The 19963-nt window shown below is 62.7% G+C and carries 21 protein-coding genes and 2 tRNA genes; 14 read left to right on the top strand and 9 right to left on the bottom strand.

Annotation, left to right across the window (positions count from 1 at the left end; genetic code table 11):
* The first annotated feature begins 85 nt into the window (after positions 1-85).
* Both ASS64_RS12720 and ASS64_RS12715 read left to right on the top strand, forming a co-directional pair.
* On the top strand, positions 86-937 hold the full coding sequence (locus tag ASS64_RS12720; protein WP_067695050.1) for a hypothetical protein: 852 nt from the start codon (positions 86-88) through the stop codon (positions 935-937).
* Positions 938-1086: 149 nt separating this feature from the next.
* Complete coding sequence (locus ASS64_RS12715) at positions 1087-1500, top strand: holin family protein (RefSeq protein ID WP_067695048.1); 414 nt, start codon at positions 1087-1089, stop codon at positions 1498-1500.
* A gap of 40 nt (positions 1501-1540) precedes the next feature.
* Here the strand turns inward: ASS64_RS12715 and ASS64_RS16865 are convergent, their stop codons facing one another.
* Both ASS64_RS16865 and ASS64_RS16860 read right to left on the bottom strand, forming a co-directional pair.
* Positions 1541-2371 (bottom strand): methyltransferase domain-containing protein, encoded by an 831-nt coding sequence (locus tag ASS64_RS16865; protein WP_067695046.1) that lies wholly within the window; start codon positions 2369-2371, stop codon positions 1541-1543.
* On the bottom strand, positions 2364-3173 hold the full coding sequence (locus tag ASS64_RS16860) for a class I SAM-dependent methyltransferase (protein ID WP_067695045.1): 810 nt from the start codon (positions 3171-3173) through the stop codon (positions 2364-2366). Before ASS64_RS16860 ends, ASS64_RS16865 begins: the two co-directional genes overlap by 8 nt.
* A gap of 199 nt (positions 3174-3372) precedes the next feature.
* Here ASS64_RS16860 and ASS64_RS12700 point away from each other — a divergent pair, with 199 nt between their 5' ends.
* From ASS64_RS12700 to accC, 3 genes are all read left to right on the top strand, one after another.
* Entirely contained in the window at positions 3373-3807 is a 435-nt protein-coding gene (locus ASS64_RS12700) for a type II 3-dehydroquinate dehydratase (protein ID WP_067695044.1), read from the top strand.
* Positions 3808-3879: 72 nt separating this feature from the next.
* Positions 3880-4377, top strand: a complete 498-nt coding sequence (gene accB, locus ASS64_RS12695; protein WP_067695042.1) for an acetyl-CoA carboxylase biotin carboxyl carrier protein — start codon at positions 3880-3882, stop codon at positions 4375-4377.
* An 8-nt stretch (positions 4378-4385) separates the two neighbouring features.
* Positions 4386-5735: an acetyl-CoA carboxylase biotin carboxylase subunit gene (gene accC / locus ASS64_RS12690; RefSeq protein WP_067695039.1), complete on the top strand. Its 1350-nt coding sequence runs from the start codon at positions 4386-4388 to the stop codon at positions 5733-5735.
* Between the two features lie 20 nt (positions 5736-5755).
* Here accC and ASS64_RS12685 read toward each other — a convergent pair whose 3' ends face one another.
* From ASS64_RS12685 to ASS64_RS12675, 3 genes are all read right to left on the bottom strand, one after another.
* Complete coding sequence (locus ASS64_RS12685; RefSeq protein ID WP_067695036.1) at positions 5756-6895, bottom strand: serine hydrolase; 1140 nt, start codon at positions 6893-6895, stop codon at positions 5756-5758.
* Positions 6896-7029: 134 nt separating this feature from the next.
* Positions 7030-7464 (bottom strand): GFA family protein, encoded by a 435-nt coding sequence (locus ASS64_RS12680; RefSeq protein WP_067695025.1) that lies wholly within the window; start codon positions 7462-7464, stop codon positions 7030-7032.
* A complete protein-coding gene (locus ASS64_RS12675; RefSeq protein WP_067695022.1) occupies positions 7461-7922 on the bottom strand; it encodes an Lrp/AsnC family transcriptional regulator in 462 nt (153 codons plus the stop codon). The genes ASS64_RS12680 and ASS64_RS12675 overlap by 4 nt, the downstream gene beginning before the upstream one ends.
* A 243-nt stretch (positions 7923-8165) precedes the next feature.
* Between ASS64_RS12675 and ASS64_RS12670 the strand changes: the two genes are divergently transcribed.
* The 5 genes from ASS64_RS12670 (at position 8166) to ASS64_RS12650 (ending at position 12648) form a co-directional block, all read left to right on the top strand.
* The gene (locus ASS64_RS12670; RefSeq protein ID WP_083508346.1) at positions 8166-9989 is read left to right on the top strand and encodes a HAMP domain-containing sensor histidine kinase; all 1824 of its coding nucleotides are present in this window, start codon (positions 8166-8168) and stop codon (positions 9987-9989) included.
* A 282-nt stretch (positions 9990-10271) separates the two neighbouring features.
* Positions 10272-11003 carry a WalW protein gene (locus ASS64_RS12665; RefSeq protein ID WP_366932975.1) on the top strand — a complete coding sequence of 244 codons (732 nt, stop codon included), beginning with the start codon at positions 10272-10274 and terminating at the stop codon, positions 11001-11003.
* 56 nt (positions 11004-11059) lie between these two features.
* Positions 11060-11136 (top strand) — tRNA-Ile (locus ASS64_RS12660).
* Between the two features lie 26 nt (positions 11137-11162).
* A tRNA-Pro gene (locus ASS64_RS12655) sits at positions 11163-11239 on the top strand.
* 77 nt (positions 11240-11316) lie between these two features.
* The gene (locus tag ASS64_RS12650; protein ID WP_198147710.1) at positions 11317-12648 is read left to right on the top strand and encodes an MATE family efflux transporter; all 1332 of its coding nucleotides are present in this window, start codon (positions 11317-11319) and stop codon (positions 12646-12648) included.
* Between the two features lie 9 nt (positions 12649-12657).
* On the opposite strand, the gene ASS64_RS12645 is transcribed toward ASS64_RS12650, so the two are convergent.
* The 3 genes from ASS64_RS12645 to ASS64_RS12635 form a co-directional block, all read right to left on the bottom strand.
* Positions 12658-13590: a GGDEF domain-containing protein gene (locus ASS64_RS12645; RefSeq protein WP_198147709.1), complete on the bottom strand. Its 933-nt coding sequence runs from the start codon at positions 13588-13590 to the stop codon at positions 12658-12660.
* On the bottom strand, positions 13487-13855 hold the full coding sequence (locus ASS64_RS16855) for a hypothetical protein (RefSeq protein WP_198147708.1): 369 nt from the start codon (positions 13853-13855) through the stop codon (positions 13487-13489). Before ASS64_RS16855 ends, ASS64_RS12645 begins: the two co-directional genes overlap by 104 nt.
* 191 nt (positions 13856-14046) lie before the next feature.
* Complete coding sequence (locus ASS64_RS12635) at positions 14047-15258, bottom strand: GGDEF domain-containing protein (RefSeq protein WP_067695006.1); 1212 nt, start codon at positions 15256-15258, stop codon at positions 14047-14049.
* Positions 15259-15530: 272 nt separating this feature from the next.
* Between ASS64_RS12635 and ettA the strand changes: the two genes are divergently transcribed.
* From ettA to ASS64_RS12620, 3 genes are all read left to right on the top strand, one after another.
* A complete protein-coding gene (ettA, locus tag ASS64_RS12630) occupies positions 15531-17210 on the top strand; it encodes an energy-dependent translational throttle protein EttA (RefSeq protein WP_067695003.1) in 1680 nt (559 codons plus the stop codon).
* Positions 17210-17647 (top strand): hypothetical protein, encoded by a 438-nt coding sequence (locus tag ASS64_RS12625; protein WP_067695000.1) that lies wholly within the window; start codon positions 17210-17212, stop codon positions 17645-17647. Before ettA ends, ASS64_RS12625 begins: the two co-directional genes overlap by 1 nt.
* 189 nt (positions 17648-17836) lie before the next feature.
* Positions 17837-18148, top strand: coding sequence for a GIY-YIG nuclease family protein (locus ASS64_RS12620; protein WP_067694997.1), 312 nt, complete (start codon positions 17837-17839; stop codon positions 18146-18148).
* A gap of 6 nt (positions 18149-18154) precedes the next feature.
* Here ASS64_RS12620 and ASS64_RS12615 read toward each other — a convergent pair whose 3' ends face one another.
* Positions 18155-19285, bottom strand: a complete 1131-nt coding sequence (locus ASS64_RS12615) for an endonuclease/exonuclease/phosphatase family protein (RefSeq protein WP_067694995.1) — start codon at positions 19283-19285, stop codon at positions 18155-18157.
* 198 nt (positions 19286-19483) lie between these two features.
* Between ASS64_RS12615 and ASS64_RS12610 the strand changes: the two genes are divergently transcribed.
* Complete coding sequence (locus tag ASS64_RS12610; RefSeq protein WP_067694991.1) at positions 19484-19921, top strand: peptidylprolyl isomerase; 438 nt, start codon at positions 19484-19486, stop codon at positions 19919-19921.
* Positions 19922-19963 lie beyond the last annotated feature (42 nt).

The raw sequence follows: 19963 nt of genomic DNA, 5'->3' as shown, positions 1-19963 counted from the left end.
ATTAAGCCGCGCAACCCATCCGTTTCCCTTTCGAAGCAGGCACAATACCCCCGTCCAGGTGCCTGCAAGAGGAAAGGAAAACGCCATGAACAAGCTTCTTCTCTCTGCCGCAGCCGCCACGGCCATCGCCGCAGCACCTGCCGCCCATGCCCAGCTGCTTTCGGGCTCGGGCCTTGGCCAGGTTACCGGCAGTATCGGCCCGATCACGCAGAGCGCGACCGGAACGCTGCGCTCGACAACCCGCGGCACGCTGCGCGGCGAAGCCAGCACGCGAGGCAGCCAGAATGTCGATCGCCGCTCGGGCGAAGTATCGCTCGATCGTTCGCTCGACACGGGCGTCACGGCGACCACCGACCAGGTGCTCGGCACCCCGCTCGGCTCTGCCAACGGCTCTGCATCCGGTAGCGGAAATGCCTCGGGCTCGGGCAGTGCCAATGCGCAGTTGGTCGGCACCGATGCCGTACGCGACCTCGCGGGACAGGGTGTCGGCCGGGCGCGTGACGGCGTCTCGACCGTTCGCAACCTCGCGACGCCCGCCGTCGGCGCTGCGCGAGAGCGCGCCGGTAATGTCGTGTCACAAGCCGATAGCCTCTCAGCCTCGGGCAATGGCAGCGGATCGGCCGAGGGCAATGGTTCAGCCGGCCTGGCCAACGGCATGCTCGCTGCCGCCGGAAGCGGTGCCGCTTCTGGCAATGGCGCCTTCGCCGTGATGCCGGGCATGCCGGTGATCTCGCCGCAAGGCGCGCCCGTGGGCAAGGTCCGGCAGCTCGTCAGCGACTCGCGCGGTCGTGTCGAACAGGTGATTGTCGAAGCCAAGGGTCGGCAGTTTGCAGTCCCGGCGGCGAACCTCGCCGCCAGCGGCAACGCCCTCGTTATGGGTGAAGGCTCGGCCACGGGCTCGACCTCGCGACCGCCTGCGAATTCTACCACCGAGTAAGCGAGAAAGCACCGGGTGACCGGTGCGACGGGGCGGTCGGGAACGCAGGCCCGGCCGCCCTTTTTCATGCGTGGCGGCAGGGGAGAAACGGATTTCCTACATGAACCATTTTGGTTACCCGATTCGCGCCTTCCAACCGGAGACGCCTCATGCCTCTACTCGAATCGCTTATCGGCCCAATCGCCTCGATCATCGACAAGGTGATCCCAGACAAGGAAGCGCGCGCCAAGGCCAAGCTCGAACTGCTCGCGCTCGAGGGCACGCAGGACCTCAAGCAGATCGAGGCGCGACTGTCGGCCATAGTCGCCGAGGCGCAGAGCCGCGACCCGTGGACCAGCCGCGCACGGCCGAGCTTCCTCTACGTCATGTATGCGCTGATCCTTTTCAGCGTGCCGATGGGCGTGATCGCCGCCTTCGATCCCGGCGCCGCCCGCGCCATAGGCGAAGGCATGACCGGCTATCTGGCCGCCTTGCCCGAAGCGCTCTACGCTCTCTTCGGCACCGGCTACCTCGGCTACACCGCCGCGCGCCAATGGGGCAAGGTGAAAGGCGTGGATCAGTAGGCGAGATACTGGCTCGCGCTTTCCGTGACGGCAGACCTGTCTATTTCTTGCGAAACACCATGATCGCCCAGTTCAAATGGCCCGAGGCTGCACCTTCCACCCAGTGTCCCAATCCTATTCTCATCCGGTCCACGAACGCATCGGTAAGCCCGGCCTCGTCCTGTCGTTCGAGCATGACTTCGCGAACCCTAGCGTAATGTCGACCGAGCTCGTGCGGCAATTCTTCCACTTCGACTTCTTCGAAATCGCGCTCGCGTAGCTTGGCACGATAGAAGGCAACCGACGCGAGATCGGGAAGATGGATACGGTCGTAGATCGGCTGGAGAAGCCGGGCATCATCGAGCCCATCGGCCTGCATCGGATCGGTGAATGCGAACAGGCCTCCCGGCTTCAGAACGCGCGCTACCTCGTCGAGGACCTTTTCCCGGTCGGGGGCATGCAGGATCGCATCCTGACTCCATGCCACGTCGAAAATCCCATCTTCGAACGGCATGTCGTCGAAAGACCCGTCGTGAATCGAAATTCGGTCGGACAAGCCCGCAGCTTCGGTCAACTCGCGATTGCGCGCATTCTCCTTGGTCGACAGGTTTATGCAGGTCACCCGGGCGCCGTATTCCGACGCGATCACTCTGGCGGCCCCGCCATAACCGGACCCGAGGTCGACGATGTGCTTGCCGTCCAATGGGCCGAGCTTTTGGGCAATCCGCTCGATCGTCTTCCGGCTCGCGGTTCTGATGTCCGACGTCGTTTCGTAAAGTCCGACATGGATATCCTCGCCGCCCCAAATCTGGCGGTAGAAATCATCGGCGTCGGGGCTGTCATAGTAATCGCGCGCGATCGCAATGCCATCGTCCACTGCCTGCTCACTCATTGCAGAACTCCTTCTCGACGACATGGATGAAGAAGTCCGGATCCTTCTCCTCGCCTTCCTCCTGAAAGTCGCCGTAGGAATGGATTTTCTGGAAACCGGCGTCGCGAAGCAGACCGCGCATATAGCTCTTGCGCAGCGGGAACATGTTCAGATTGTGCTTCGATCCGTCCGGAAAGCTGTATTCGAACCGCGCCAGGCCATCATCGACATAGACCGGTTTTGCGCTGACCTGATTGCCGCAGTAATAGTATTTGTGCTTGCTCGAAAAGCCGTGATCTAGGATCGTATCGTAATTGCGCTGGTCGATGATCAGAATGCCATCGTGTTTCAGCGCAGCATAGAATTCCGCCAGGGCCCGGCGTCGATCGTCTTCGTCGTGCAGATGGGTGAAGCTGTTGCCCAGGCAGATGATCGCATCATATTTGCCGTGGATGTCCTTGTTGAGCCAGCGCCAATCGGCATGGACCGTCTTTAGGACCACCTCGTGCGCAACACCGTTCTCGAAGGCTTTCGCAAGCATCTCTGCCGAGCCGTCCGCCGACGACACATCGAAGCCCGCCTTGAGAAGCTGGACGGAATGGAATCCCGTGCCGGTCGCGACATCGAGCACGGACTGTTTCTGGCGGGCCTTCAAAACATCGATGAAAAAACGGCCCTCACTGTTCGCTCGCTCCTCCCAGTCGATCAGTTCATCCCATTTCTCGACGAAACCTCGAACGTATTCAGTGGTGTATTTATCGCTCTCCCGTATCGAATTGGGGTTTGCTCCGTAGGATTGTTTCTTCTGCGGTGCAAAACTCATAGCACTCCTTCGCTGCAGCGCGCTGCAACCTGCCCAGGGACAGGCGCCGCGACATGATCGGCTTCGGTGTTCGGGCACCGTACCAACACAATGATGGTTTGGCCAACCGCCGAAGCTGCCGCACCGGTCCACGCCCGCAATCGGCGCATCAACGATGCTCTCACTTCCGCGACCTCTCAATTCACGCTAATCGGCCGGGATGTCTCCCACCGTATTTGTCCTTAACGGCCCCAACCTCAACCTGCTCGGCACGCGGGAGCCGGAGATTTACGGGTCGGACACGCTCGCCGATATCGAAGCCATGCTGGAGGAGAAAGCGAAGTCGCTCGGCCTCGCCATCGACTTCCGCCAGACCAATCGCGAGGGCGTGTTGGTCGACTGGCTGCACGAGGCGCGCAAAGTCGGCGCCAAGGCCGTGCTGCTCAATGCTGCGGCCTATACCCACACCTCGATTGCGCTGCTCGACGCGATCAAGGCGATCGGGGTGCCGGTGATCGAAGTCCACCTGTCGGACCCTGCCAAGCGCGAGGAATTCCGCCACATTTCCTATGTCGGCATGGGCGCGGTGGACGAGGTGAAAGGTCTTGGCGCGCACGGCTATGCCGTAGCGTTGGAGAAGGTCGCGCGCCTGTAAATCCCCTTCTCGCCCCTTGCCCTCCGCCTCCGCGCGGAGCATAGGCGGGCCAAACAACACATAAGGGGTTCCATGGCCGATCGTAAGGGCACCGCCGGCAAGTCCGGCATGAATGTCGATACCGCACTCGTGCGCGAGCTCGCCGAGATGCTGGGTGACACTGGACTTACCGAAATCGAAGTGGAGGATGGCGAGCGCAAGATCCGCGTCTCGCGCGGCGGCGGAATCGCCATGGCCGCAGAGCCTGCTCCGATGGCCGCTCCGGCCCCCGCTCCTGCCGCACCGGCTCCGACGGCTCCCACTCCCGAAAACGGCGGCGCTTCCGAGGCCGACACTGCCGGCGCGATCAAGTCGCCCATGGTCGGCACCGTCTATCTCGCCCCCGAACCCGGGGCGGACGATTTCGTGAAGGTCGGCGACAGCGTCAAGGAAGGCCAGACGCTGCTGATCGTAGAGGCGATGAAGGTCATGAACCCGATCACCGCCGACAAGTCCGGGATGGTGAAATCGATCCTCGTCGAGAACGCCCAGCCGGTCGAATTCGACCAGCCGCTCGTCGTCGTCGGCTGAGGTCGGCCGTGAGTATCTCCCGCATTTTGATCGCCAACCGCGGCGAAATCGCGCTGCGCATCCACCGCGCGGCACATGAAATGGGTATCGAGACGGTGGCGGTGCATTCCACCGCGGATGCCGATGCCATGCATGTCCGCCTCGCCGACCACGCCGTATGCATCGGCCCGCCAAGCGCGACCGACAGCTATCTCAACATCGCCAACATCATCTCGGCGGCCGAGGTGGCCCATGCCGATGCGATCCACCCGGGCTACGGCTTCCTGTCGGAAAACGCCAAGTTCGCCGAGATCGTCGAGGCGCACGATATCGCCTGGATCGGGCCGAAGCCCGAACACATCCGCACCATGGGCGACAAGGTCGAGGCCAAGAAAACCGCAGGCGCGCTGGGTCTGCCGCTGGTTCCCGGCTCGGATGGGGCGGTGAACACGGTCGAAGAAGCGCACGTGATCGCCGCCGAGATCGGCTATCCGGTCATCATCAAGGCCGCCAGCGGCGGTGGTGGCCGCGGCATGAAGGTCTGCGAAAGCGAAGACCAGCTGGAAAGCCTGATGAAACAGGCCGGCAGCGAGGCCAAGGCCGCCTTTGGCGACGCGACCGTCTATATCGAGAAATACCTCGGCGACCCGCGTCATATCGAATTTCAGGTGTTCGGCGATGGCCGTGGCAATGCCATCCATCTGGGCGAACGCGACTGTTCGCTCCAGCGCCGCCACCAAAAGGTGCTCGAGGAAGCTCCCTCCCCCGTGCTCGGCGAGGAAGACCGCATGCGCATGGGCGAAGTCTGCGCCAAGGCGATGCGCGACATGGGCTATCGCGGCGCGGGCACGATCGAATTCCTGTGGGAAAACGGCGAGTTCTACTTCATCGAGATGAACACCCGCCTGCAGGTCGAGCACCCCGTGACCGAAGCGATCACGGGCGTCGACCTGGTGCGCGAGCAGATCCGCATCGCAGCGGGCGAGGACCTCTCGGTCAAACAGGACGAGATCGAGTTCAAGGGCCACGCGATCGAGTGCCGGATCAATGCCGAAGACCCGTGGACCTTCGCGCCAAGCCCGGGCGAAGTGACCTACTACCACGCCGCCGGGGGCATGCATGTGCGCGTCGATAGTGGGCTCTACGCCGGCTATCGCATCCCGCCCTATTACGACAGCATGATTGCCAAGCTGATCGTCTATGGCCGCACCCGCGAAGGCTGCATGATGCGCCTGAAGCGCGCGCTTGAGGAAATGGTCGTCGAGGGCGTGAAGACCTCGATCCCGCTGCATCAGGAACTGTTGCAGCAGGACGATGTGAAGAGCGGCCAGTACTCGATCAAATGGCTGGAGGAGTGGCTTAAGACCCGCGAGAGCTGACGAAGGCTAACAGCCTCTTGTCAGTCGCTTGGGGAAACGAACAGCCCGAGGAACTTGGCGGCGAGCGGCGATTTTTCGATCTCCGCGATCTGCAAACGGTTGCCCCAATGCAGCCCATCGGTGTTGCCCAGCGCAACCAGCGTCAGCCCCTGATCGGGAACCTTCAGCAGCATTCCCGCATAGGCGTCGGGCCACCAGCCGCCGTGCCAGACCAGCGGTGTTCCTTCCCAGTCCTGCGTCCACCAGCCATAGGCATAGCTGGCGCTGGTTCCGTCGGCATCGACCGGCGGAGTCCACATACGCGCGCGCACCAGGGGGTCTAGAATCCGACCCTCGTCCAGAGCGATCGAATACTCGGCCAGCGACCGCGCGCTGGCGATAATTCCGCTCGACCCGTTCATCTCGGGATTCGGCAAGGCCGACGGGTCGAGATTGTCGTCCTGTTCGGGAGCATGGCGAAATGGCGGTGCCAGCATGCGCAGCGCATCTCCGCCATGGGGATCGCGCCAGCCTGCGGCGATATCGCGCAGACCGGCCTTGTCGATCACGTACTTCCGCACCCACACGTCGAACGGCGTGCCGGTCTGCTCCTCCACCCAGTTCGACAGCCGCCCGAAAACGATCGGGTTGTAGAGAAAATTGGTGCCCGGCTCGCCGAGCACGCGCATCTGCAGGACATTGCGCAAGGTCAGCACTGCCGAACAATCGATCCGAGGCGGGACGTAGCCATCGTCGAGCGGCTTTCCCCCGCCGAAGATGTTACCGCTCGAGGAGAGCCAGTCACAGCGCCCGTCCCAGTCGCTCAATTGCGTAAACGGGGCATCGAGATCGATAACCCCATCTGCCTCCATCGCGAGTAGCGTCGCGCCGGTGAAGGTCTTGGTGATCGAGGCGACGAGATAGCTCGTATCTGCCGTGGTTCGCTCTTCCGCGTCATGGTCCTGCCAGCCGATCCCTTCCGCGGCGATGATCTCGCCATCCTTCACGATCGCATAGGACATGCTGAGAACGGTGTTCTCGATCCGATATTGGCGCGCGAAAGCGTCGAATTCGGCGAGCTTCTCTTCGATCGATTGCGGTTCGGCAGTTTCGGCCTGGGCCATTCCGCTGCCAAGGCTCCATAGTGTGAGCGGCAGCAGAGCCATTTTGAGTGAGCGCATGCGGCGAGCTTCCCTTCCCTGCAATCTGATTTCGATCGCACGGCTAAGGTATCGGGACGCGCGAGACCACCTGCTTATCCACATGACGCACGGAATTGCGGCGAGGAACGGTAACCCGTCGGCGCGCCCGCAAACTAGTCGAAAGTGTACCCGGCGGCCTTTGCCTCCGCGATCACCTCTTCGCCGGTCTGGCGCGGATGGTTGCCTTCGACGCGGCTCCACTCGGCACGCTCATCGACGAATATCTCTTTCTCGATCGTGTGCTTCGCTGCCGCGTCGAACAGCCCTGCGGAAAAACTCCGCCCGCCGGTCGGCAGGAAGCGATACCAGAGGTTGCTGCCGCATTTGGAGCAGAAGGCGCGTTCCGCCCACTCGCTCGATCGATAGGCTGTGATCGCGTCCTCGCCCGAGACCCGGGCGTTCTCGCCGGTCTGCGCGCTATAGAACGCGCCGGCCCAGCGGCGACACATGTCGCACTGGCAGATCTCGATTTCGGTCTTCGGGCTATCGAGCGCAATCGTGACCGCACCGCACAGGCAGTGCCCCTCGATCCGCTCCGCCCCGCTCATAGCGGGACTCCCGGCTCGTGCTTGCTCGTACGAATGGTGAGCGAAGTCTTCACACTGTCCACATTGGGTGCGGGCGTCAGCTTGCTGGTCAGGAATTCCTGGAAGCTTTGCAAATCCTTGCTGACGATCTTGATGATGAAGTCGATTTCGCCGTTTAGCATATGCACTTCGCGCACCTCGGGAAGATCATGCATCGCCTGCTCGAATTCACGCAGCGAATCCTCCGCCTGGCTCTTCAGGCTAACCATGGCGAACACGGTGATCGAAAAACCCAGCTTCGAGGGATTGAGATCCGCGTGATAGCCCTTGATCACCCCGTCTTCCTCGAGCGCACGCACGCGGCGCAGGCACGGCGGGGCCGTCAGTCCGACGCGATGCGCGAGTTCGACATTGGTGATTCGTCCTTCGGACTGCAGTTCCCCCAGCAACCGCCGGTCGATATCGTCGAGATTGGCCATACAAAGTGCCCCTGCTACCCTGGCGCCAGAGGCAGGGCATCGCGAAACTTCCACGAAATGTTGACAACGCGATGCAGCCGTCTTGGCTAACATTATTATCCCTGCCAGCAATTGTCCCGCTTTGCAACGCGTTACCAACGCTCACTAGAGGTAAATCGGCGGGTAACTATATCCCTTGTCCTTCGGCCAATGCCGCGAAGGCATGGCGAACTCTGCGACCTTGCTGCCTATTCCGGAGACTGAATGCATTTCGACGACCGCCTTGCCACTGTGCTGCGCCATCGCGCCGCCGGCGAGCGTGCGGCGAAAACGCAGTTTCGCCAATTGCTCGACCTGTTGGGCGAACGACCGCAGGCAGGGGATCCGGCGCTGAAAGCGGCCGCCTATCTGCGCCTGATCGCCTTGGCCGAGGTCATCCCCGTGGCCGACCGCGCGGCGATCGTGGGGGAGAACGGCTGGCGGTTCCGCAATCCCGAACTGGTTCGCTGGTTCGGCGAGGCGCATCCCGCCATCGCCGGTGCGGCGCTCTATCGTGCGCAACTTACCGGCGAGGAATGGGCCGAACTCATCCCGCGCCTCCCTATTCGTGCGCGCGGTTTCCTACGCCATCGCACGGACCTGCCGACCGGCGCGATTCGCGTACTCGACCGGCTAGGCGTTTCCGACCGGGCATTGCCGGTGCCGAGCGATATGACCCGATCGGATATCGGGGAGGATGCAGACAGCGAACCCACCGACGTCGGCGAGCCCGAGCCGTTGATCCTGCGACCGGCCAATGAAAACAGCCAGACCGCGGCTACGCCAGCATCGGCAGATCAGCAGAACAATGTGAATGTGGACGGTGCGGGGCCGGCCGTGCCGCCAGTCGAAGAACCAGCACCGCCCGTGTCCAGGGAAGGGACCGCTGGCAAGCCCGATGACATCCGCTCGCTGGTCGAACGGATCGAGAGTTTTCGCAAGGCGCGCGGTCCTGCTTCGCAAGCCCATGACGCGCCGACGTTGCCGATGGCGGGGCTGGACGAGGTGCAGCACCGAAAACCGATCGATGTGTTCAGCTTCGGGACCAATTCGGAAGGCCGGATCGACTGGGCCGAACCCGATATCGCGCCGATGGTCGTGGGTACCGACCTGTCGCAACGCCGCGATGGCGGGCAGGCGGGCGAGGACTTCGCCAGCGCGTTCATCAATCGCCAGCCGGCACGCAGTGTGCCCATCACCCTCCACGGCGCCACGGCCATCGAGGGCGATTGGATTGTCGATGCCGCTCCGCGCTTCACTCGCAGCGAGGGGCGCTTCTACGGTTATGTCGGACGCTTTCGCCGCGCGATCGCGACGGTGGACGATCGCGCCCAGCGCGGCGCCGACCGTTTGCGCCAGCTGCTCCATGAACTGCGTACTCCGGTCAATGCCATGCAGGGTTATGCCGAGGTCATCCAGCAGCAGGTCTTCGGCCCCACGCCGCATGAATACCGCGCGCTGGCAGCTTCCATCGCAGGCGATTCCGCGCGCATCCTGGCCGGCTTCGACGAACTCGACCGGCTCGCGCGGCTGGAGACCGGGGCGCTCGACCTCGAAGCCGGCGAAAGCGATTTTGCGAACGTCGTGCGAGCACAGCTCGCCCAGTTGCAAACCGTGCTCGGTCCGCGGGTCGCGCGCTTCGATGCGCGCCTTACCGACCGTCCAGCCCCGCTGGCACTCGCGCAGAACGAGGCGGAAATGCTCGGCTGGCGAGTGCTGGCGACATTGGCGGGCGCCACCGGCGCGGGCGAGAACCTTTCGCTCACTCTCGCGCTCGATGGCGAACAGGTCACGCTGCGCGCGCAACTCCCGACGAAGCTTGCCGGAGCGGAAGACGTCTTCTCCTCTGACGTCAGGTCGGGCGGAAGCACGCTGAGCTCGGGCATCTTCGGCGCCGGCTTCTCGCTCCGTCTGGCTCGGGCAGAGGCCCGCGCGGCGGGCGGCGAGCTGGCGCGCGAAGAGAACGAGCTCGTTCTCAGCCTGCCGCTCTTGACCGGCGCCGAGACGCTGCCTAGCCCTGCCGATGCGCCTGATCGCGCGGCTGGCTAGGACACAGAAAAAATCATTTACGCCAACCTCCTCGAACCGCCCAAACCTTCGCAGACGGCGCGCTTCGCCGAAGGTTTCGGGCAGCGCTCGCTCCTGACGATCGACACGGAAGAGGAATTCGACTGGAACGCCCCGTTCCGCGCCGATGGCTACGGGCTCGATCACGTCCGCGCGATCAGCGGGTTTCAGGAATTTTGTGAAGGCATCGGAGTCTCGCCGGTATATCTGGTCGACTGGCCTATCGCCACCGACCCGCTTGCGCGCGAGATCATCGGTGATGCGGTGCGCGCCGGCCGGGCCGAAGTCGGCGTGCAATTGCACCCCTGGGTCAACCCGCCGCACGACGAAGAGGTGAACGCCCACAACAGTTTTGCCGGCAATCTCCCGCACGACTTGGAGGCAGCCAAGTTTCGCCGGCTACGCGATACGATCGAGCAGGGTTTCGGTATCGCCCCGCGAATCTACCGCGCGGGCCGCTATGGCCTTGGCCCGCAGACCGCCAAGCTACTGAGCGAGAACGGCATCGCAATCGATAGTTCGGTGCGCGCCCGTTACGACTATTCGGAAACCGGTGGCCCGGATTATTCGCGCCACCCGGTCGTCCCCTACTGGACCGATCCCGACCATCGGCTGCTCGAACTGCCGCTGACTACCGTATATTGGGGCATGCTGCGCCAGCAGGGGCAGCAGCTATTCCCGCTGGCGGGAAAAGTGCCCAAGCTCGGCGGCGTGCTGTCGAAGCTCGGAATGCTCGAGCGAATCGGTCTCACGCCAGAACGCGTCACCAAGGAAGAGGCGCTGCGCGCGCTCGATATCGCCATCGACGACCAGTTGCCCGTACTTGTGATGAGCTTCCACAGCCCCTCGCTCGCGGCCGGCCATACGCCCTATGTCCGCACGGAAGACGATCTCGACCGGCTGTATGATTGGCTGCGCGCGATCTACGGCTATCTCGAGATTCGCGGTGTCCGTCCGACGACGATCGAAGAAATCATGACCGCAGTGGACGCCTAGCGCTTGCAAGCCCCGCGCACCGGGGCTAGGCGCGCTGTTCCGCACGGCGTGGCTGGGGGCCCGTAGCTCAGTTGGTTAGAGCTGGCCGCTCATAACGGCTAGGTCGCGGGTTCGAGTCCTGCCGGGCCCACCAAGCCTGGCGCGGTGCGGAAAATCGGTCGGGGAGTGGCGCAGCCTGGTAGCGCACTTGTTTTGGGTACAAGGGGTCGCTGGTTCGAATCCAGTCTCCCCGACCAGCATTTCGTGAGACGACGCCTTCCGGGGGACGGTTTGGGCCGAAATGCCCCCAAGCGAAGCGCGGGAGGTGCGCCGTTTGAATAGCCCGACTGCCGACGCCTCTCCCGTTGTCGACACCCGTTTGATCTGGGCAATCGCATTGCCCGCCATGGTCACGAATGTCGCTACGGCGCTGATCGGCGTGGGCGATATGTGGATCGTCGGGCGGCTTGGCGATGCCCCGACGCAAGGGGCCGTCGATATCGGCGCGAAGCTTTTCGCCACGCTGTTCACGGTCATGAATTTCCTCAAGACCGGCACTACCGGTCTGGTCGCGCAGGCGGGTACTCGCGACGGCGCGGGGGCACAGGCTCAGGTGCTGCTCAAGGGACTCCTCGTCGGTCTCGCGATCGCGGCATTGCTGCTGCTTGCCAAGCCCGTGCTGCTGCCCTTGCTGCTCGATGCGCTCGGCGCCGAAGCCAGAGTGCGCTCCGCTGCCGTCGTCTATGCCGACATCCGCTATTGGAGCGCCCCCGCAGTGATGGTCAATTTCGCGCTGATCGGTTTTCTGGTCGGACGGCGGCGTATGCGCGAGGTACTGGCGATCGAGGTATTCTACAATCTGCTCAACGTCGCGCTGGGTCTGTGGCTGGCACTGGGACTCGACTGGGGGATCGCCGGCATCGGCTGGTCGAGCTTCATCGCCGAGTTCGCCAAACTGGCGATTACGGGGCTGTTGATCTGGCACCTGGCGGGACGCGACATTCGCGCAGCGCTCGGCGCCGGCGCAGGCATTTCGTTCAAGGCACTCGGGCCCTTTCTTTCCGTAAACCGCGATCTCTTCCTGCGCACCGTCGTTCTGATGGTGGCGATTGCCGCGCTGACCAGGCTCGGCGCCGAGCGCGGCCCTATAGTGCTGGCGGCGAACGGAATCATCTACCAGCTGTTCGTGCTGACCGCGCTGCTGCTCGACGGATTCGAGAACGCGGCCCAGGTGCTCAATGGCGAGCGGATGGGAGCACGGGACCGCCCGGGTTTCGATGCCTATATCGGAGCGCTGTTGTGGCGCGGCCTCGGCCTCGCAGTGCTGCTTTGTGCATTCTTCGCGCTTTTGGCCGGTCCGCTGATCGACAGTTTCGCCGCCACCGAAGAGGTCGCGCGCGTGGGCCGGGAGTATGCGATCTGGCTCGCGATCATCCCGCTCGCTGGCTTCGCCGCCTTCGTTTACGATGGCGTCTTCGTGGGAGCTAGCTGGACACGATGGCTGGCCGTTTCGATGCTTGGTGCAGCAATGCTCTACGCCGCTGCGCTCTGGCTGACCTGGCCGCTCGGCAATCACGGCCTGTGGCTGTCATTCACCCTTTTCCTCGTAGGACGCGCGGCGATCCAGGCCTTGGTCGTACCGCGCCTCTCGCGGCGCGATTTCTGAATTGCAGCTTCAGGCGGCGGTTCGGCCGGTCGCGATATCGACGATCGAGGCTCCCCCACCCTGCCGCGGCGAAGAGCAGACCCGGTCTCGCCCAGCGTCCTTGGCGGCATAGAGCGCCCTGTCGGCGCGCGCGAAGAGCTTACCGTATCCTTCCCCCGGCTCCCACTGCGCCACGCCGAAACTGGCAGTTAGCAGCAGGTCGTCTCCGCCCTCTTCGACCGGCGACTGCGCGAAGGTTGCGCGGATGCGTTCGGCAAGCCGCCCGGCCCCCTCCAGTTCGCACTGCCACACGAGGATGCAGAATTCCTCGCCCCCGATGCGGCCGACCCTGTCGCTGGCTCGCACCATCCGTCTCAGCAGCGATCCGAAACTGGCGATCGCGCAATCGCCGATCTGGTGGCCCCACTCGTCATTGACGCGTTTGAAGTGGTCGATATCCGCGACGATGACAGACAAGCTCTCATTCTCGGCATAGGCTTTCTCGAGCATCTCGATAGCATCGTTCTCGAATGCCCTGCGCGTCTTGAGGCCGGTCAGGTGATCGCGGCTGGATTCGGTAGCCAGGCGGCGAAGCTGATCCGAAACGCAAGCCGCAACAAGGGCCATGGCGAGGCTCGTCGCGAGAAGCGCCACGGTCACCAGCAGCAGGGCATAGAAGGGGGAATCGTGATACTGCTCCGTCGTCATCGGCCCCGATACGCCGATCGCCACATAGGGCCTGACATAGAACTGCACCGCCGTAAGGGTAATGAGAATCAGGATCGCGCGGTCCACCCGCTGTTGCTGGCTTGCCCTCGTCAGCATCAGCGCGATGATGGCGCTCATCAGCCCGTAACAGCTATTGGTGAGGTAAAGCCTGGGGTTCTGGTTGTCGGTGAAATTGGTGACGAGGAGCAGAATGGCTGTGATCAGTACGGCCGCGGAAAGGGCCTTTAAGGGCACCGATACGCCAGCCCTCAATCCGACCCCCATTGCAAGGCAAATGACCGCCGTCGAATAGACCAGGTGCATTATCAGGAAGGAGCCCTTGCTGTCGGGCGCGGGGGGTGAAGTGCTGGATAGCGAAGCCGATCGCCATGGCCACGTAGCAGCCGGCAAGGAAAAGCGTATGCTTGGCTTGCCGTTCGCGCAGCCAGAGCAGAACGAAAATGCCTGCAAAAAGCAGGGTAATCACGGGGATGATAAGGCCGATGATGGATTCGCTCATGCCGCGGTGGGATCCCTCCGGTACCTTTAAGGTAAGCCTTAAGCCGTTGAGATTTGGTTTATATGATCGGCGTTGATCTACGCTAGGTCAGATCGGGATGGTCCGGAGAACCGTTACCGCGCAGGGCCAAACGGGCCGCGAGACATTGGTCGCGGAGTCCGGATTCTTTGAATGAGGGAGTCGGGCGTCGCCTAGGCGCGCGCTTCCTGCAACGTGTCGGCGTCCTGCTTGATCGGGGTGACGACCGCCTTCTTCTTACCCCCGCCATCGCGTATCACGCGATTGCGGCCTCCCTCCTTGGCACGATAAAGCGCAGCATCGGTACGCGCAAAGAGCTTGCCATACCCCTCGCCGTCGGCGCGCGCGGCGACGCCGAAACTCGCGGTCAGGCGATGATCGTCGGGCATGCCCGCGATCTGCAGTTCGGCAAAGCTCTCACGGATGCGTTCGGCCAGGGTGATGCCCGCCTTGGCATTGCAGTTCCAGGCCAGGACGCAGAACTCCTCGCCACCGATGCGGCCGGCGATATCGGTATCGCGTATCGTGCCCTTTATGACTTCGCCGAACTGTTTGATGGCGATATCGCCGACCTGATGGCCCCAAACGTCGTTGACCGCCTTGAAGTGATCGATATCGGCCACCACCAGCGAAACGGGAACGCATTCCAGTTTCGCCCGCTCGAGCATTTCGACAACGTCCTGTTCGAAGGCGCGGCGCGTTCGAAGACCCGTCAGTCCGTCGAGGTCGGCCTGTTCGCGCACGGCCTTGATCTGGTCGTAAACACAGGCGCCGACCAGAACCATCGCGGTCATCAGCGAGATCAGCGCCAGCGAGAGGTTGAGCACCGAGTAATAGATCGACTGCCGGTACACATCGGCAGGAATGGTTTGCTCGACCAGCAGCGTGAGCACCGGGCGAATCATGAACTGCGCCGCGAGCAGCGCGTGCATGGTGATGATCAACCGGTCGATCGCTTCGCGCCGCTGGGCGCCGAGCAGTGTCATGATCAGAACCAGATACATCGCCCCGTATCCGACATTGACGATGACGAGGCGCGAGGAGATATCGGGCGACGTGATCACCGCAACCGCGAGAGTGGCCGCCGAAAGCGCATAGATGATCAGATGGACGCCGAGGTGGTGCGGCTGGCCCGCGCGCTGCGTCAGCGCCCAGACCCCGCAGGCGACCGCCATCGAATAGAAGAACTGGGTGACGTGGAAGACATAGGGCGAACCGGTGTCGAGCAGGTGCGTCGCGGCGAAGCCCAGGGCGAAGAACAGATAGCCTACCGCAAAGCCGAGGACGTAGTTCCCCATCTTCCCGCGCCACCACATGACGATGAAGACCGCGAGAAACACGATCGACATCGTCGGTGTGATCAGACCCATTATCTGTTCGCGCATGGACCGCCCCTGCCCTTCCTGCCCATGGAATAGGCAGTTTCCGTTAACTCTTGGTGTAAGTGGAACCCCCAACTACGCCCTAAAATCGGATGTTTTTTAACATTTGTCCATGATCCATTTGCGCTTCTAACCGTTTCGTCCTGGCAGCGTTGCTCGCGCGCAACCTCGATTTCGCACGCTTGCCCCGTGGCACGGGTGCGACTATCTGCGCCCCCATACCTCGCGGGCCGTCTCGCCCGCCCATCCATTCGATACCTCAAGGACCCAGCCCGATGGCCGCCCAATACGCTTTCGTCATGAAGGACATGACCAAGACCTTCCCCGGCGCTTCCAAGCCGGTACTCAGCAACATCAACCTGCAATTCTACCAGGGTGCCAAGATCGGCATCGTCGGCCCCAACGGTGCGGGCAAGTCGACGCTGATGAAGATCATGGCCGGCATCGACACCGATTTCACCGGCGAGGCCTGGCCGGGCGAGAACATCACCGTGGGCTACCTGCCGCAGGAGCCCACGCTCGACGAGAGCAAGACCGTGCTCGAAAACGTCAAGGACGGCGCGCGCGAGATTGCCGACAAGGTCGATCGCTTCAACGCGATCAGTGCCGAAATGGGCGACCCCAAGGAGGACACCGATTTCGACGCGCTGATGGAGGAAATGGGCACGCTCCAGGAAGAAATCGACGCGGTCGACGGCTGGACGCTCGACAATCAGCTCGAAATCGCGATGGAGGCGCTGCGTTGCCCGCCCGGCGATTGGCCGGTCACCGACCTGTCGGGCGGTGAGAAGCGCCGCGTCGCGCTCACCCGGCTGCTGATCCAGAAGCCCTCGATCCTGCTGCTGGACGAGCCGACCAACCATCTCGACGCCGAAAGCGTCCAGTGGCTTGAAAACCACCTCAAGGAATACGCCGGCGCGGTGCTGATGATCACCCACGACCGCTACTTCCTCGACAATGTGGTGGGCTGGATCCTCGAACTCGACCGCGGATCCTACTACCCCTACGAAGGCAACTATTCGACCTATCTGGAAAAGAAGGCGAAGCGCCTCGAGCAGGAAAGCCGCGAGGAAACGGGGCGTCAGAAGGCGCTGTCGCGCGAACTCGAATGGATCCGGCAGACGCCCAGCGCGCGGCAGACCAAGTCGAAGGCGCGTATCCGCAAGTTCGAACAGCTCCAGGAAGAGCAGATGGGCCGCAAGCCGGGCAAGGCGCAGATTGTTATCCAGGTGCCCGAGCGCCTCGGCGGCAAGGTGATCGAGGCCAAGAGTATCTCCAAGGCCTATGGCGACAAGCTGCTGTTCGAAAACCTTTCCTTCATGCTGCCCCCGGGCGGCATCGTCGGCGTGATCGGGCCGAACGGCGCAGGCAAGTCCACGCTGTTCAAGATCCTCACCGGCAAGGAACAGCCCGACAGCGGCACGGTGGAAATCGGCGACACGGTTCGCCTCGGCTATGTCGACCAGAGCCGCGACCACCTCGATCCGAAAAACAACGTCTGGGAGGAAATCTCCGACGGGCTCGATTATATGAAGGTCAACGGCCACGACGTCTCGACCCGCGCCTATGTCGGCGCCTTCAACTTCAAGGGCCCCGACCAGCAGAAGAACGTCGGCAAGCTGTCGGGCGGTGAACGCAACCGCGTCCACATGGCCAAGATGCTGAAGGAGGGCGGCAACGTCCTGCTCCTCGACGAACCGACCAACGATCTCGACGTCGAAACGCTCGGCGCGCTGGAGGAGGCGATCGAGAACTTCGCCGGCTGCGCCGTGGTCATCTCGCACGACCGCTTCTTTCTCGACCGCCTCGCAACGCACATCCTCGCCTTCGAAGGCGACAGCCACGTCGAGTGGTTCGAGGGCAACTTCGAGGCTTACGAGGAGGATAAGCGGCGCCGTCTGGGCGATGCGGCGGATCGGCCGACGCGGTTGGCGTATAAGAAGCTGACTAGGTAGTGTGGACAGCAATCATCTCTGCTGCAGCCGCAATTATAATCGCGGCGCTAACTCATCTATTTAATAAGAGTCGGGAACGGGAAGCAACCTGGCGTGCAAAGAAGCTCGAATACTACGAAGCGTTTTTCCGCGCATGCTCCGGTATCTCTGGGGGCGCCGATCCTCCGAACGACGCGAAGATCGCTTTCGCCAACACGATGAACGACTTGCATCTTATCGCATCACAAGACGTGATTGATGTATTGCACGAGCTGCAAGAAATCGTCGCGGAGTCCAATGCGCACAAATTCTCAGTCGAGCGCCACGATGAGATTTGGTCACGTTTGGTATGGTACATTCGAGAAGATCTTGGAGATGCTCCGCAAAAGCCCATAGGGAAATTCAAAGCGCGCCTTTGGGCATCTGGCACTGGTGCAAATGTTCAGCCGCCGCGGTAGATTCGTAGTTATCCGCGTGCATCTCGCCCTGCGGAAATAACTCGTCATTCCCGCGTAGGCGGGAATCCAGTGTGGCATCGGCGCTTCCTCGCTCTGGATCCCCGCCTACGCGGGGATGACGAATTTGCTTGCGGATCTCGGAGGTGAATTGGAGATGACGTTGCGTGTGACGCGGGATAAGCGTCACCCATGTCTTTCGAGCGCACGCCCTGCGTCTATATACTCGCCTCGCAGCGCAACGGCACATTGTATGTCGGCGTGACTTCCGATCTGGAAAGCCGAATTCACCAACACCGCACCAATGCGGCCGGCGGATTCTCAAAACGCTACCGCGTCAAGCGGCTCGTATGGTTCGAAGTGCACGAGGAAATGGAACCCGCAATTATTCGTGAGAAGCAGCTCAAGAAGTGGAACCGTGCGTGGAAGCTGCGGCTGATTAAAGAAACCAATCCTCAGTGGCACGATTTGGCGGAGGATTTCGGGTTCGAGACGTTGAGGTAGCGTCGATCAGCTTTCCTCCCCCTCCACGGCATCCTTCGCCGTATCCTCCTCGAATTCCTCCATCACTTCACCCGCTTCTTGCTCGTCGTCCTCGTCGGGGGCCTTCGCGCGCTCGTTGCGCGACCTCGCCGCTTCCGGGTCGAGGCACAGGCGGGCGATGACCGGGCGGTGATCGGAGCCGACGCTCTCGCCTACGCGCATTTCGGAGAAGAGGAATTCCTCGGTCACGAACAGATGGTCGAGCGGCCAGCCGAGCCACACCATGCCCGCCGGGAAGGTGGCGTAGGTCCCGCGCCCGATACGCGGGTCGAGAAAGCCGCCGATATCCTTGAACAGGCGCGTGGTGTCCGACCAGGCGACATCGTTGAAATCGCCGATCGCCAGCACCGGCAGCGCAAGGTCCTGCGCCTGCTTGGCCGCCATGACGATCTCCGCGTCGCGCTCCTCGGTGTCCTGCCTGGGCACCGGCGGGCGCGGATGCAGGCCGATCATGCGAAAGTCGTGCCCGCCGACCGACAGCGTGGCGAAGACGCTCGGCGTATCCTTCTGCGCCAGGTCCTGGATAGAAGCGTTCGCCATCGGCAGTTTCGAGGCGAACATGATGCCATAGGTATTGTCCAGCGGCCGGTCGATGCGCCCCGGATAGCCTGCGAGCGCCGGCGCAACCGCATCGGCCCAGGCCCGGTCGGTTTCCATCAACAGCACGATATCGGGATCGAGCCGCCGGATGAGATCCACCGTGCGGCCGTATTCGCGATTGTCCTGCAGCACATTGAGCGTGAGCGCCGTGAAGCAGCCCGTCCGATCGGTTTCCTGTTCGGCCACGCGATCCACCTCCGGCGAGGTCATGGGCGTGTACGGCAACACCCGATAGAACTGCCAGAGCGCAAAGCCTGCGAGCGCGAGGGGCAACCAGGGCCGCCATGCACGATCGAGCCTCCACAGCGCTACCGCGGCGGCGATCATTGCCAACAGGATCTGGATCCGCGGGAAATCCCATATCCGGATCCACCATTGGTTGAGTTCGGTCGTACTCATGAGCGAGCCGACCACCAGCAGCACGGCGATGGCGCGCACGATCCACAGCCCGACCCTCGCCCATTGTGCGCCCGATCCGTTCTTTTCTGCGCGTCCCATTCGGACAGACCCCCTTGTTTTTCGTGGTTCCCCTATCGGCGATTGCGCCAACTATCCACCGAAAGCTCGGCATCCGGCTCGTGCCGTTTGACTAGTACCGCCGGACTTGCGAGACTCTGTGCCAAGGCGCCCGTTGACAGGGCGCGCTTCCCGACGGCGCATCGATGCCGCGAACACGAAATCCCGAAAAGGACATGTATGACGACTCCCAACACCGGTGACACCGTAACCATCGACTATGTGCTCAAGCGCACCGACGGCGAAGTGGTCGGCGATACCGCGCAGGCCGGCCCGCAGGAAATCCAGCTGGGCAACGGCCAGATCTTTCCGCAGATCGAAGAGGCGCTGACCGGCATGAATGTCGGCGAAGAACAGTCGGTCGCCATCCCCTGCGACAAGGCCTTCGGACCGCGGCGCGAGGAAATGGTCATCGACATCCCGCGCGCCAACCTGCCGGCCGAACCGGCCCCGCAGCCGGGCATGGCGATGCAAGCGCAATCGCCCGACGGCCAGCCGCTGACGCTCTATATCGTCGAAGTCGGCGACGAGACGGTGAAGGCCGACGGCAACCACCCGCTGGCAGGCGAGGACATCACTTTCGACATCACCCTGCGCGAGATCAAGCAGGCTGCCTGATGACGGGAATGCGGGCGGCGTGGCTGGACGGCGGGAGCCGCA

Source organism: Erythrobacter sp. AP23 (assembly GCF_001542855.1).
Lineage (GTDB): Bacteria > Pseudomonadota > Alphaproteobacteria > Sphingomonadales > Sphingomonadaceae > Qipengyuania.
The sequence above is the reverse complement of the archived record's forward strand: the minus strand, read 5'-3'. Positions and strand labels throughout refer to the sequence as shown.